General features: G+C 49.0%; 14 protein-coding genes. 6 read left to right on the top strand and 8 right to left on the bottom strand.

The window, feature by feature from the left end; genetic code table 11:
• Nucleotides 1–6: 6 nt before the first annotated feature.
• The 3 genes from ACVB80_RS23120 to ACVB80_RS23110 are packed head-to-tail and all read left to right on the top strand — an operon-like array spanning nt 7 to nt 3231.
• A complete protein-coding gene (locus tag ACVB80_RS23120) occupies nt 7–939 on the top strand; it encodes an HlyD family secretion protein (RefSeq protein ID WP_481083669.1) in 933 nt (310 codons plus the stop codon).
• Nucleotide 940: 1 nt separating this feature from the next.
• A complete protein-coding gene (locus tag ACVB80_RS23115; RefSeq protein WP_481083645.1) occupies nt 941–2092 on the top strand; it encodes an ABC transporter permease in 1152 nt (383 codons plus the stop codon).
• Entirely contained in the window at nt 2089–3231 is a 1143-nt protein-coding gene (locus tag ACVB80_RS23110; RefSeq protein ID WP_481083644.1) for an ABC transporter permease, read from the top strand. Before ACVB80_RS23115 ends, ACVB80_RS23110 begins: the two co-directional genes overlap by 4 nt.
• Nucleotides 3232–3277: 46 nt before the next feature.
• Here ACVB80_RS23110 and ACVB80_RS23105 read toward each other — a convergent pair whose 3' ends face one another.
• The 4 genes from ACVB80_RS23105 to ACVB80_RS23090 all read right to left on the bottom strand — a co-directional run bounded on the left by ACVB80_RS23105 (nt 3278) and on the right by ACVB80_RS23090 (nt 6139).
• Nucleotides 3278–4024 (bottom strand): chromosome partitioning protein ParA, encoded by a 747-nt coding sequence (locus ACVB80_RS23105; RefSeq protein ID WP_481083643.1) that lies wholly within the window; start codon nt 4022–4024, stop codon nt 3278–3280.
• 20 nt (nt 4025–4044) lie between these two features.
• Nucleotides 4045–4203, bottom strand: a complete 159-nt coding sequence (locus ACVB80_RS23100) for a hypothetical protein (RefSeq protein WP_481083642.1) — start codon at nt 4201–4203, stop codon at nt 4045–4047.
• Between the two features lie 137 nt (nt 4204–4340).
• Nucleotides 4341–5453: an OmpP1/FadL family transporter gene (locus ACVB80_RS23095; protein WP_481083641.1), complete on the bottom strand. Its 1113-nt coding sequence runs from the start codon at nt 5451–5453 to the stop codon at nt 4341–4343.
• 398 nt (nt 5454–5851) lie between these two features.
• Nucleotides 5852–6139: a hypothetical protein gene (locus tag ACVB80_RS23090; RefSeq protein ID WP_481083640.1), complete on the bottom strand. Its 288-nt coding sequence runs from the start codon at nt 6137–6139 to the stop codon at nt 5852–5854.
• Between the two features lie 361 nt (nt 6140–6500).
• On the opposite strand from ACVB80_RS23090, the gene ACVB80_RS23085 reads away from it, so the two are divergent.
• A complete protein-coding gene (locus tag ACVB80_RS23085; protein ID WP_481083639.1) occupies nt 6501–7376 on the top strand; it encodes a 6-pyruvoyl trahydropterin synthase family protein in 876 nt (291 codons plus the stop codon).
• Nucleotides 7377–7641: 265 nt separating this feature from the next.
• Nucleotides 7642–9012, top strand: a complete 1371-nt coding sequence (cysS, locus tag ACVB80_RS23080; protein WP_481083638.1) for a cysteine--tRNA ligase — start codon at nt 7642–7644, stop codon at nt 9010–9012.
• Between the two features lie 44 nt (nt 9013–9056).
• Here the strand turns inward: cysS and ACVB80_RS23075 are convergent, their stop codons facing one another.
• Nucleotides 9057–9350: a hypothetical protein gene (locus tag ACVB80_RS23075; protein WP_481083637.1), complete on the bottom strand. Its 294-nt coding sequence runs from the start codon at nt 9348–9350 to the stop codon at nt 9057–9059.
• A gap of 59 nt (nt 9351–9409) precedes the next feature.
• Nucleotides 9410–10057, bottom strand: coding sequence for an HAD family hydrolase (locus tag ACVB80_RS23070; protein WP_481083636.1), 648 nt, complete (start codon nt 10055–10057; stop codon nt 9410–9412).
• A gap of 201 nt (nt 10058–10258) precedes the next feature.
• Here ACVB80_RS23070 and ACVB80_RS23065 point away from each other — a divergent pair, with 201 nt between their 5' ends.
• On the top strand, nt 10259–10570 hold the full coding sequence (locus ACVB80_RS23065) for a hypothetical protein (RefSeq protein WP_481083635.1): 312 nt from the start codon (nt 10259–10261) through the stop codon (nt 10568–10570).
• Between the two features lie 255 nt (nt 10571–10825).
• Here the strand turns inward: ACVB80_RS23065 and ACVB80_RS23060 are convergent, their stop codons facing one another.
• The gene (locus ACVB80_RS23060; protein ID WP_481083634.1) at nt 10826–11845 is read right to left on the bottom strand and encodes an anthrax toxin-like adenylyl cyclase domain-containing protein; all 1020 of its coding nucleotides are present in this window, start codon (nt 11843–11845) and stop codon (nt 10826–10828) included.
• A gap of 842 nt (nt 11846–12687) precedes the next feature.
• Nucleotides 12688–13799 (bottom strand): IS3 family transposase gene (locus ACVB80_RS23055; RefSeq protein ID WP_481081072.1). Its coding sequence is split into 2 segments (ribosomal slippage): nt 12688–13547 and nt 13547–13799, totalling 1113 coding nucleotides; the frame shifts between segments, so codons are not numbered across the junction.
• Nucleotides 13800–13875: the final 76 nt, after the last annotated feature.

Below are 13875 nucleotides of genomic sequence, written 5' to 3'. Positions count from 1 at the left end.
CTCGCCATGGCAGGATGGCTGACTTACAGCTTTATCGATGCTTACCAGCCTCAGCCTGTGCGCCTGCAGGGTCAGATTGAAGCGCAGCAGTACAATATCTCATCCAAAGTGCCGGGCCGTATCGACCAGGTACTGGTTCGCAAAGGTGACACCATTGAACAGGGTGACCTGGTGTTCACCATCTACAGCCCGGAACTCGATGCCAAGCTTGAGCAGGCCATCGCAGGCAAAGAAGCCGCCGGCGCACTGGCTCAGGAAGCCGAAAAAGGTGCCCGTGCACAGCAAATCCAGGCCTCAAAAGACCAGTGGCAAAAAGCCAAAGCCGCAGCTGACCTGATGGAGAAAACCTATCAGCGGGTGAACAACCTGTATAAAGATGGCGTTGTCGCAGAGCAAAAACGCGATGAAGCCCGTACCCAGTGGCAGGCAGCCAAATACACCGAAAGCGCGGCTTTCCAGATGTATCAGATGGCCAAAGAAGGTGCCCGTGATGAAACCAAACGCGCAGCAGCAGAAAAAGCCCGTATGGCAGCCGGCGCAGTAGCAGAAGTCGAAGCTTACGCCGCGGATACCAAAATCAAAAGCTGGTTTACCGGCGAAGTCTCTCAGGTGCTGCTTAACAGCGGTGAACTGGCTCCGCAGGGCTTCCCTGTGGTTACCGTGGTCGACATGGAAGATGCCTGGGCGACCTTTAACGTTCGCGAAGATATGCTGAGCAAGTTTACCAAAGGCACCGAGTTTGAAGCTTTCGTCCCTGCCCTGCATCAGAACGTGAAGTTCCGGGTCAGCCATGTTGCGGTAATGGGTGATTTTGCCACCTGGCGTTCAACCGATGCCTCCCAGGGCTTTGATATGCGTACTTTCGAAGTAGAAGCGCGCCCGGTAAGCGAAGTGAAAGATCTGCGCGTTGGCATGAGCGTCGTAATCGAGGATCTCTGATATGAGCAAAGCCTGGATACACAGACAATGGCTGCTGATCCGTGAGGACAGGTGGCTGGCGTCGGTGCTGACCTGGTTACCGGTACTGCTCGTTGTCTGTTTATGGTGGATCTTCTCGGGCGCGATAGCGCGGGATATGCCAATTGGCGTGGTCGACCTCGACCACAGCCAGATGTCTCGTCAGATGGTTCGCCATTATGATGCAACCTCGTCGCTGGAGGTGACCCGGCTGTACCCGGATGTTCAGCATGCCAAACAGGAGCTGAAATCCGGAGATATTTATGCCTATATCGTGATCCCAAAAGGGATGAGCGAGAAGGTGTATCTGTCTCAGCCGCCTCAGGTCAGTGCGTTTTTCAACAGCCAGTTTATTCTGGTTGGCAGGCTGGTCAACGCTGCGCTGCTGCAGGCTCAGGGGACTTTTAATGCCAAAATCGATGCAGGCAAAGTGCTGGTAAAAGGCAATGCCACGCCGGTTCAGGCGCTGGGTAAAGCCGTACCGGTTCGCAGCCAGATAACGCCGCTGTTTAATATCAACACCGACTACAGTCAGTTTCTGATTTCAGCGCTGGTACCTGCAATATGGCAAATTGCCATCGTCGCAACTACGGTACTGGTACTGGCCGGAAACTTCCGCCGCTGGGGTATGCGCGGCTGGCTGGGAGAAGAGAACCCGGTAAAAGGCTGGCTCAATACGCTCGCCCCTTACGCCGTGATCTTTATTCTTCAGGGATGGGCGTTTCTCGCCTGGCTGTATGGCGTGCTTGGCTGGCCGTTTAACGGTGAAATATGGATGGTGATCGCCGCACAGGCGCTGATGGTCGCCGCCTGTATGATCATGGGCAGCATGTTCTTCTTCCTCAGCATGGACCCGACCAGGGCGATGAGCTTCGCCGGTGCTTTTACAGCGCCAAGCTTTGCCTTTATGGGCATCACTTTCCCGGTGACGGATATGAACGTCTGGGCTCAGACATGGCGCAACCTGCTGCCGGCCAGTCACTATATCGAAGTACAGCTGGCTCAGGCGAACTATGGCGCGACGCTGGCCCAAACCCTGCCATTGCTGGAAAACATGCTGGGTTATGCCGGACCATTGATCATCGTAATGGTTCTGATCCGCAAGAAACACGCTAAGCACGAGGTGACAGCATGAGTTTGTGGCAACTGTTTAAACACGAGCTGAAAGCGATTCTGTCGTATCAGGCCATTGTCCTGACCATCTTTGGTGGTACGGTGTTCTACTCCTTCCTCTATCCTATGCCTTACGCGCATCAGGTAGCCCAGGAGCAGACTATCACCGTCGTGAATCAGGACAAGAGCCAGACCAGCTACAAGCTGGAACGCATGGTCAATGCCACGCCTCAGGTCAAAATCGTGTCACGTGCGAGTACGGTAGAAGAAGCCAAAGACCAGTTCCTGCGCGGCGAAGTCGCCGGTATTCTGGTGATCCCTGAGCACTTCTACAAAGATCTGCTGCTTGGCAAGAGTCCGGTGCTTTCCTACGCTGGTGATGCTTCCTACTTCCTCGTCTACGGCACGGTCGTGGAAGGTCTTGCTCAGGCCAGCGGCACCGTGGGCGCACAGGCGAAAGTCGCCAAACTGGTGATGGAAGGCGAGCCTATGGCAATGGCCAAAGAGCAATATGCTCCGATTCACCTCAACCTGAAACCGACGTTTAACCCGAAAATGGGCTATGTCGATTACGTTGTGCCTGCAGTATTTGTGCTTATCCTCCATCAGACGCTGATCATGGGCGCCGGTATCCTGACCTGCAGTCAAAAACAGGGCAATGGCTACTGGCAACAGGCAGGGCGTGGTGAGTTACTGGCAACCCGCATTGCGGTATTTGGCCTGTTGTATGTGTTCATCACTATGTTCTACTTTGGCTTCAGTTTTGAACTGTATGAAGTAAACCGGCTGGCAGATATCAGTACCCTGTTCATCCTGCTTGTGCCGTTCCTTATCGCAGCAACTAGCGTTGGGGTGGTAATTGGCCGCTGGGTGCCACGCACCGAACTGGTGACCGTACTGGTCCTGCTGAGTTCCATGCCGCTGATCTTCAGCGCAGGCTTCATCTGGCCGGTTGGCAACATTCCTGAGCCCATCGTCTGGCTGAGCAAACTGTTCCCCAGCACTCCGGCTATTATGGGCTTTGTGAAAGCTAACCAGATGGGTGCAGAGCTTCCGCTGATCAAATCGGAGCTGACTTCGCTCTGGATTCTGGCAGCAGGCTGGACAGCCCTCGCCTGGCTGGTCAGCGCCAGAGCGAAGCCCCAAACCTGCAACGCATAAAAAAACGCAGCTCAAATTGAGCTGCGTTTTTATTTCTGCTTCTGGCTTACAGGCCAATCTCATCGCTGAGCGCCTGAATTTGCTCCAGATCCAGGCGGTGAACTTCAATCATCTGCTCAATCTGACTCAGACGTGAATTCACCTCATCGCTCTTGTCACAGGCGTCACTGCTGGCATCCCACGAAGTACCCGCCAAAAAGACATCACACTCTTTCTTCAGGCGGTCTTTTTGCGGAAGCAGCTCTTTACGCTCTCTCTCCAGTTTTTCCAGGTCCTGCTTGATAGCAAGCTCACGCTGGAATACTTCACGGGAGCGTTCAAACATACTGGCCTGAAGATCCGCCTGACGATTAAGCTGACGATTATCTTTCTCCGCCTGCTCCAGCTGGGTCTTCTGTTCTGATACCAGCTTCTCCTGATCCATATTGACCTTCTCAAGCTCCGTTACGGTCGTCTGGAGCTCTTTCAGTTTACGGCCATACTCTTCGGTCAGTTGCTGCTTTTGTGCCTCAAGGGCCTGACCCAGCTTATCCTGATAGTCCTGCTGATAGCCACTCAGCTCCTCGCGGAGCACAACTTTCTCCCCTTCCAGCTTCTGAACCCTTTGCTCAGAACTGGTATAGGTCTCCTGCCAGTTGCTTTGCGTAACCAGCGAGCCAGCGAGGCCGCCGACCGCAAGGCCCAATACGCCAGCGACAGCGATATACAGGTAAGAGGTTTTATTCCGCTCTTCGACGATGACAACTTCATCATCCAGATTATCTTGTTGTTCTGTGTCCATCTCTTTGCTCACAGGGATTTCTCCGGCTCAGTTCAGCGGAACAGTTCCATCGCCATTACCCAGGCGATGTAGGCCAATAAGCCGCCAACTGACACAATTACCACACTCTTTTGCAGTTTCTGATTCGTACGATATTTAAACAGCACTACAGCCAGCGCGAGTAAAAACGCAATAGCAATCAATCTAATCATCGTCAGTCCTTGTTCCGCAGCTTTTCCTCATACCTTTAGTTATACCATTTTTTCAGGGAGTTGCGTCAGGGGAATGTGGAATTGCGCAGCAGACACAGATAAAAAAAGGGAGCCAGATATTGGCTCCCCAAGTTGAGTTAGTAGCGGTAAGAAAGAGTAAGGAAATGAACCCGGTTAGAAGAGTAGCTCCCTTCCGGTCTCAGCGGTTCAAAACCATCTGAATCAATCACACCATCGCCGAGGTTCTGATACTGATAGGCCAGACCCACGTTCGCTCCCGAGCTCAGCTGCTTCTCTGCGCCCATACCGATGCGCCACTGCCTGTCGAGTGGTAACACCGTATCCCGGTGCTCAGCATCCAGCGGACTCGTATCGATACTGAAACCAGTATGCAGCAACCAGGTGCCGGCCTGATGCTGCGCCGCCACACCAGCAGACCAGGTATCCCGGTAATCATCATCGTAATCACTCCAGGACTGCCAGCCAATATTTGCCATCAGCCGGGTTGCGGGAGTAATCTGTTTGCCGATACCAAGCTCTAGGCTTGATGGCCAGTTGATCTCAGCAGAATCTGCCAGCGGCCCTTCTAGATCAATATCATGCCCTGCACCATGCTGATAGTTCACCCCGATATCCAGCCCTTCTTCTGCTTTGTACAGGGCAGAGAGAGAAAAGGCCGGGCTTACCGTCTCACCTTCGGTAGTGCTTTGCATAACCAGCGCTTCCATCGCTGCATATTGTGCAATTAGCCCTGCGCCCAGCGACAAACGATCGGAAAGCTGGTATGACGCCGATGCCGTCAGGTTCAGCATGGTGATTTTGTTCTCTTTCACCAGAGCAAGTGGGCCACCAGAGACACCGTTGGTATAAGCGACACCCAGGCCGCCCGGAGAATGGAGTGATAAACCAGTCACCCACTTATCGTTGATGCGCTTTGCGTAAGAAAGATGCGGGATCAGCATTTTTCCTTCGCTGTCAGTGGATGCTTTGTTATCTGCCCGCTCAAATCGGCTGAACACATCCAGATACTGAACACCAAGCACCATACTGGAATCATCGATGCCCGACAGCCCTGCTGCGTTAGTGATAACAGCAGACGAGTCATGACTGTTTGTCACTCCTGCCACACCCGCTGTCGCAACGCTTTCAGTGGTCGCTATCTGTGAAAGGCCAAGGCCCGCTGCCAGGGCTCCACCAGATGAAAGAAGACAGGAAGCCGCGATAGCTGAGATTAATTTGTGATACTGCATATTTGTCTCGCAAAAAAAACGTGTTGTGGTTTGTTCAGGCTGACCTTAGGCCAAAAGAGGAAGCCATCCGTGGCATGCACGAAACAAGCGGGCTGGACACAGAACCAGCTCAGAACATCAGGCGCCAAATTACTTCAGCATTATGTGGTTCAGACAGAATGAATAAGACACCGGCTGTCTTCTGCTTTCTCTCCCGCTCAAATCCCCATCAACGGGAGAGCATGGGCAGAAAACACGCCTTATTTCAGGCCGTTAAGTTCTCATTCCCTGCAGAGACAGGATAACGAAACATGGCAGACAAAGGGGTAATAGCGACTATCAGAAAAACGAATAGTCCACTACTCTAAATGCCGGACAATCGATCGCGGAGCGTTTAAACAACTAAGGCGGGTGGCAACTCAATCATAATGTGTGCGGGAGGTTATATCCTTTTTACAGTCTTTCTTGTCGGCAAACAGGTTAGTCAGCGCAGTTGCCTCAGTACGCTCCATATCCTGATATGCTTCGAACGCATCGCCATCTTGATACCCCATCAGGCACAGCGCTCCCTGAACAATCATGGTGAAGAACGCTAGCACCAGAATAAAGAAGGGAATAAGACCGAAAACATCCAAAGCGAGCAGAACAGAAGATACTGCTGAAACAACAGCAGCTATGATAGCTTTTGATTTACTGGTCAGGGCCATTTACTAACTCCAATTTATAAAACTCCAGCCCATCATATAAGCATCGTATTGCACACACTGGGGTCTGGTTCACAGTTAGCATCTGGCCCTGACCTGCACCACCAACGCATTCCGGCCAATACCAACGAAACATAGCTCTGCCCACTCTGTTTTTGCAGGCTGTTATAACCAAAATGGTGTTATAGCGGGAATCGCACAGAGTTTGCTCTATTCTTATGAGAAATGAATGAAAAAGATGGACTTTACAAAGTGGTTGTACCATTCTTCCCCTCCAATTCATTCAACCTCATCAATGAGACGAAGTGCCTGCTGAAACATCACTCAGCCTCCCGTATCTCATTAACGTAGTAAGGAGTTCAACTTGAACCTGTTTGTAAGAGATCTTACCGTAATCGATTCTTCATACATCTGTGAGCACAGAGGGGTCGTGGGAGATAGTTGGATTTTAGACGTCAGCATGTCTGGTGAGCTGAATGAAATGAACATGGTGCTGGATTTTGGCCAGGTGAAAAAGCAGATCAAATACCTTGTCGATGAGCACGTTGACCATCGCCTTCTGGTCCCAATGCAGAGCCCTGCAATTATTCACAGCGCAAGCAAGCCAGGTTACTCGACACTGGATGTTATGCGCGGCAGCAAAAGCATTCATCTTCACTGCCCAGACGAAGCGTACTGCCTGATCGATACCAACGAAATCACCATCGAAAGCATCACACAGCACGTTTACCACATCCTGCGTGACAACCTGCCGGCCAACGTTACCGGCCTGGACATCACCCTACGCCATGAAAATATCGAAGGCGCGTTTTACCACTACACCCACGGCCTTAAAAAGCACGATGGCAACTGCCAGCGCATCGCCCACGGCCACCGCTCTCCGGTTGAAATTCTGGTTGACGGTAAACGTGACAGCGAGAAAGAAACCGCGTTCGCAAAACGCTGGGAAGATATCTACCTGGGCTCCAAAGAAGACCAGGTTTCTGTTACAGAACTCAACCTCAGTGAACATGCTGCTGTCACTGACGAAAGCCACTACGGCTTCCGCTACACCGCGCCACAGGGCGAATTTGAGTTAGCTATCGCCAAAAGTGAAACAGAGATTCTGTCAACCGATACCACGGTCGAGCTGCTGGCTGATTACATTGCCGACCAGGTAAAACCTGAGCTTGAAGCTAACCAGTCTCTGCAGGTCATCGCTTATGAAGGTGTTGGTAAAGGGGCCATGGCTTTCCGGTAATCGGTGCAAGCTGCCCCGCTACGTAAAGATATAAGGTCAGGCATTGTACCCTGACCTTTTTAGTTTTTGCTTTTGCCCGTTTTGTCCTTTAGGATGAAAAATATGACATATCTATCTGCGTTCACTAACACTACTTGTTGCAGCTGTAATCGTTTTGATTTACGGCGGCTTTCGCGTGGTTATCAGATAGCATAAACAGATCCCACCATACCCAAAGGCCGCTGATGTTTCATCCGCGGCCTTTTTGCATTTTAAGGAAGAGATTATGACCCAGCCAAAACTCGTGCTTTTTAATACCATGGAACGAAAACTCATGCCGTTCCATACCATTGATGCCAATAAGGCTGGGCTGTACGCGTGTGGCCCCACTGTTTATGACTACGCACATGCCGGCAACCTGAGAACTTACCTGTTTGTTGACCTGCTAAAACGCACACTAAAGCTCAACGGCTATGACGTTAACCACGTTATGAATATTACCGATGTTGGCCACCTGGTCTCTGACGGAGATACCGGCGAAGACAAAATGGAAAAAGGTGCCCGCAAGCAGCAAAAATCAGCATGGGAGATCGCCGCTTACTTTGAAAAGATGTTCTTTGCCGACCTGGAGCGCCTCAACATCAGTAAGCCCTCTGTCACTTGCCGGGCTACCGAACACATAACAGAGCAAATCGACTTCATTCAGTCTCTCGAAGAGAAAGGCTTTACCTACCAGACCAGTGACGGTATCTACTTTGATACCAGTAAACTTTCAGAGTATGGCAAACTCGCGCGGCTGGACAAAGCCGGGCTGGAAGCCGGAATTCGTATCGATATGGCGGAGAAGAAAAATCACACCGATTTTGCACTGTGGAAGTTCAGCGGAAATAAAGACCGGCAGATGGAATGGCCAAGCCCCTGGGGAACAGGCTTTCCCGGCTGGCATATTGAGTGTTCAGCAATGGCGGAGAAATACCTGGGCGAACGGTTTGATATTCATGTTGGGGGCGAGGACCATATCCCCGTTCACCACACCAACGAAATAGCCCAGTGCCAGGCCAAAAACGGCCACATTCAGGCCAACTTCTGGCTGCATGGTTACTTTCTGCAGCTCAACAGCGAGAAAATCTCCAAATCAGGCGTCTCACTGAGGCTGGACAGCCTGATGGAGAAAGGATTTGAACCACTCGCGTATCGTTATCTGACCTTAACCAGTCACTACCGCAGCCACCTTAATTTTACCTGGGAGAGCCTGGAAAGCGCGCAAAAAGCACTGCACCGGATCCGCAAAAAACTTGCGATATTGCCAGATGGCGGAGTAACGGATAAGGAGTACGCTACCCGCTTTATCAGTTACATCAATCAGGACCTGAGCATGCCACAAGCACTGGCACTGACATGGGAAGTCCTTAACAGTGAACTGGCTCCCGGGGATATAAAAGCCACCCTGCTGTTTTTCGATACCATCTTTGGTCTGGATCTGAATAAATCTGAAGAGCCCGCTATTCCTTTGGAAGTGCAGGAGCTTGTTAACTACCGTCTGAAAATGAAAAACGAAGGAAACTACAGCGAGGCGGATGAACTTCGTGAAAGAATCCTGGCGCTGGGTTATCAGGTAAATGATACCGGCAGCCGTTCTGATGTATTCAAACGCTGACGGCGCAAATACGGAAAAAGAGGCAAGCAAGCCTCTTTTTTTATTTACATATCAGAATCTTGAGCACCCTCTGGCCCGACCTTTTTAATAAGGGGGCCTGCGCACTCAACAAAGTCACCGATATCGAAATTCATGCTCTCATCGGTCCCCCCTTTCACGGCAAAGCTGCCGGTAATGTCCGGTGTATCTGCGGTTTTATCGACATCAAATGTAATTTCAACTTTATACTTATGTCCGTCGGGCAACAGGGTCGCACACTCTTCAAGTGTTGCGGAATAAGCAACCGAACCTGAAGTCAGTACCACAAGCGGCAGTACAATATTTCGTATCAGTACCATATTAAATCACCTCATATAACTGGCTGTTCAATGGTATCACATCTGACACATGTTGAGATTTACAGGAGCACCTCTTCATAGTTATCAATAGTCTGAATCGCACTACTAAGATCATTATTACCATTAAAATCATGCCTGATTGCAATAACGTCACAGCCACTGGCCGTACCCGCTTTCACCCCGGCGTTTGAATCTTCAAAAATAATGGCTTTATCCGGAGATACCGAAAAGTGCGACAATGCGAGATCATAAGCTTCCGGATCCGGCTTGTGCCTGGTTACATGCTCCTGGGTAATAACCAGGTCAAAAACCTTGCTCAGTTGCAGTTCAGCGAGGATTTTCTCCACCATCCAGGTCGCTGCAGAACTGACAACACCACATTTCAATCCCGCACGCTTCAGGCTTTCGATATAGGCTTTCGCCCCCGGATTTAACTCCAGCCTTTCATCCAGCAGTTTTTCGTAATGAGCCCGAAAGTGAACATTAAATTCCGCCAAATCCGGTGATATTTCAGCTTTGTCGAAAAAGTGGCCCGTGACCACCTGCCAGCTCTCCCCCATTACATCTTTATAGATGCCGGAGTCCACAGAGGCCCCATAGTCAGCGCACGCCAGGGCTAACGCCATCCCTTTCAAAGGCTCTGAATTTACTAAAGTACCGTCCATATCGAACAGGTACACATCATAGTTTTTCAACTTACACTCCATGTCATTATCCGGATAACCGTTATTTAAAACAGGGCAACGTCTGAAAGCTTACCGGCTTTGAGTGGCTGGCTTTTGGAACCACTCCGTGAACCGCGATTTTTCGTTGTTCACTTACGTCTGCTTTCTGTACATTTGTCCCCGTAAATCAAATGCATTGCCTATACTTTAAAGTATGACAGAAAGGATTAACTGGATATTTATATGATAGATCACAATGTTGGGCAAATACTTCAGGCATTTAACAGTATTGAATCTAAGCTCCAGGAACAAAATGGAATGATTCGGGAGCTAACGGCAAAAGTTAGCGCACTTGAAGAGCGAAACAAGAAACTTGAACAGTTGATGCACCAGATGAAGTCACCTTCTGGTTCACAAGCTGAACAGTCTGGAAGAAATCATGAGTTTCAGGAAAAGGTGACGCAAAGCCTGAAGTCTATTGAAGACAAGTCTAAAAAAACCATTGAGATGCTCAAAGTCAGCAGCGGTAGCGTCAAAAAGCGTGCCTGGCCTTAATCAGGTCTGAACTACCGCAGAATCCAGTTGATATCTGAATCCCGACAGAACTGTTTTTCAGTTCTGACGGACTGCTGTCGGCAGTTCTCAGAAAGAACTCAGGCTATACAGCTCTTAGTTCCCCATGAAAGCTAAATACTCCTTGGGAGGATTTAACACTTCCAGCTTCATATCCGGGCTTACGGAAAGCCTGTCATCCCAGTTGTAGTCTCTTTCTATTCCCTGTTCTCTTGAGTTGCTGTTGACTGCCCCAACCTAGCTCCAGAGTCTGTTGGCATAGAATACATAATTCAGTTTGATGATATCCCGGACAACCGACTGAAGCTCTCCCTGATTCTCTGCGCTTATGATCTCATTCCACGGAGTGAAAGCAGTTATTGGGTAGTCTAGCTCTGTCTTGGGATTGTCTACCTCACAGCCATGGTGGACCGTTTTTTTTGAGCTTATCTTTTGATTTATCTGCTCTTTCACCTGGCGGGTTACAATGGATATCTTACCCAGATCCGGGTGTGCGTACCTTCTCTGTTTTTGTGCCAGCGCACTTACCACGATGTTCGCAGCTTTCTTAAAGCTTTTTGGTGTGCTTTTCGGCTTAAAACGCTCCAGGTTGGGAGCGACACAAAACAAGTCATAATCCGCAGTAAGTGGAACAGCAGTTTTTGGTTCCGCCAGAACCAAAAACTCTTCTGCTTCCGGTTTATTGGCTTCTTTCAGCATCACCCAGTACCCACTCTTTAATACAGGCAAGTGCCTGAACATTTTGCCGAGGTTAGCCTTGTGCCTGTTGTACACCCGTGGCCGTTCACCACGCATCATGGCTGCGTTGGGGTAAAGCAGAAACTCATAATGAGGCTTCCCGCTGGTCGTTATGTGATATGTCTCATTCTTCTTAGAGATCAAATGTATCTGTTTTTTTCTGAACAGGTACTTTACGCGAGCCTCAGAGATCAGCAAAGGAACCGCTAAAGCAGATTTGTTATGCAATGACGTTTTAACTTTCTCGTTAGATTCCGGAATCTTGTGTGGCTCTTTCTTTGCCAGCTTACTGAAGTTCTGGTCGCAGCAAATAAATCCCGCTTGCGGTCCCCAGTCAGAAGACTTTGCTTTCACGTTCAGACCCTTTGTCGCATAACCTTCTTCAATAAGGTCAGTAGAATACTCATTGACCTGGCGAATCATTATCACACATTTATTCTGGCGGGCAGTATTAGTAATATGCTCAGCATGCGTCGAAACAATACCGGATACCTCTTCAGCACTCTTATCTGTTTTCATGACTTATTTCCCTGGTGATTTCCACTGCGGACATGCAAATTAGTCATCCTACCTACAAATCCTATATATGATAGCAAGTTAGCTTATACTACCACCAAATATAATGTATAAAAAACCTTACACTTCATAAAGTTAAAGTATTAACTCCAATCAAACACACCTTGCATGAGCTAATTAATAAACCATTTCAGAAAACTTACCACTATATAAACCATTAACTAAAGGGATGGATGCAGATAAATATATTCAGCAAGGTAATTCAATACTCAAATATTAAAGAAATGAGAAGAACTAACGTGACAGAACACCACCCGAATGAAATCCGGATGGGCGTTGTTTAACCCAGGCTTACCTTTTTACAGCGCTATCAACTACCACAAAACAAGTTCTCCCCCTTCTGCAAGGGGGAGTTAGAGGGGGTTTCACAGCGATCGCTGAACCCCAACAGCAAACTTTCCGGCAGGAACTCAGCGTCTATCCGCTTGGTTGATTGCCACACAGGTGGATAGAGTTGCTTCTTTATACACCTTGGGTTACTAGCACACTATTGGACAAAACTGAGTCAGCGACTTTACTAAATTAGCAAAATTTAAATTAACTCAGGTATGGAAAGCTCCGATAGATAAAAGGCAATGATCTGATAATCCTCTGCTCTTTGAGCTAGATACAGTTCTGGACAACATAACCATGTTAGTATGCCTTTAATCCCATATTAACCTTGCACAAATAAGCGCAACTAACTGAAAAAATTAGAAATGCTAGAAAGAATAATAAAAATTGAAAACATCAAGCAATGGCAACACAAGCGAGCATTAACTCAAGGGTTTGTAACCCTCCCTGTTTTAGTGGCATTCTAAATTAGAGGTTTTCCTGTTTTCATGCCTTGCTAAATACTCCCAGGGAGTCAGATCATTCAGTGATTCATGAGGGCGTTCATCGTTGTACTCCCTCATCCAGTTTTCCGTCAGTTCCCGGACTTCACTCAGTGTTTTGAACACATACATGTCCAGAACTTCTGTCCGGTACGTCCGGTTAAAACGCTCGATATACGAGTTTTCTGTGGGCTTTCCTGGCCGAATGAACTCAAGTTCCACCTTGTTTTTTTCTGCCCATTCAGCCAAAGCGGTTGAGATAAACTCTGGCCCATTGTCCATTCGCAGTTTTCCGGGATAGCCTCTCCAGGCAATGATACGTTCGAGAACCCGTATCACCCGTGGAGCGGGCAGATTCAGGTCCACTTCAATCGCGAGTACTTCACGGTTGAAGTCATCCACGACATTGAATGTGCGAAAGCGTCTGCCACAGTTCAGTGAGTCACTCATAAAGTCGATAGACCAACAGCTGTTGACCCAGTCCGGGCATATCAGGGGCGCGGGCTCGCGCTTGGGTAAGCGTTTTTTGCCCTTGCGGCGCATGTTCAGTTTCAGAGAACAGTAAACACGATGAACCCGTTTATGGTTCCATGCATGCCCCCAACGCCTGAGCACGGCAAATACCTTGCCAAATCCGTATGCAGGATACCGCTCAGTTACTTCCTGAAGTTTGGCTATCACCTCATCATCCCGGTGAGGATCTGGCCGGTAGCGATATACCGAATCACTGATGCCAACTGCGCGGCAGGCCATTCTCAGGCTGGTTTGGAACTGTTTGCGAACATAATCGACCAGTTCCCGTTTAACCGCTGGCTTTAGAGCTTTTTTTCCAGAATGTCTTTGACAATGCGATGCTCAAGGCTGAGATCAGCAAACATCTGTTTGAGCCTTCGATTCTCATCTTCAAGCTCTTTCAGGCGTTTCACATCCGATGCTTCCATACCACCATACTTGGATTTCCAGTTGTAGTAAGTCGCATCAGAGATGCCATATTCACGGCAAACTTCATTGACCTTTCGGCCTGCTTCCACTTCCTTGAGGATCCTGACGATTTGTGTCTCTGTGTAGCGTGATTTCTTCATCATGCGTTCTCCGTTTGTTTCAGTGTAAACGGAAAAGCTCTAATTACTAGTGACCAGTTTTTTGGGGAGGGTTACA

Source organism: Vibrio sp. 9-16B-A1, from assembly GCF_056726165.1.
The sequence above is the reverse complement of the archived record's forward strand: the minus strand, read 5'-3'. Positions and strand labels throughout refer to the sequence as shown.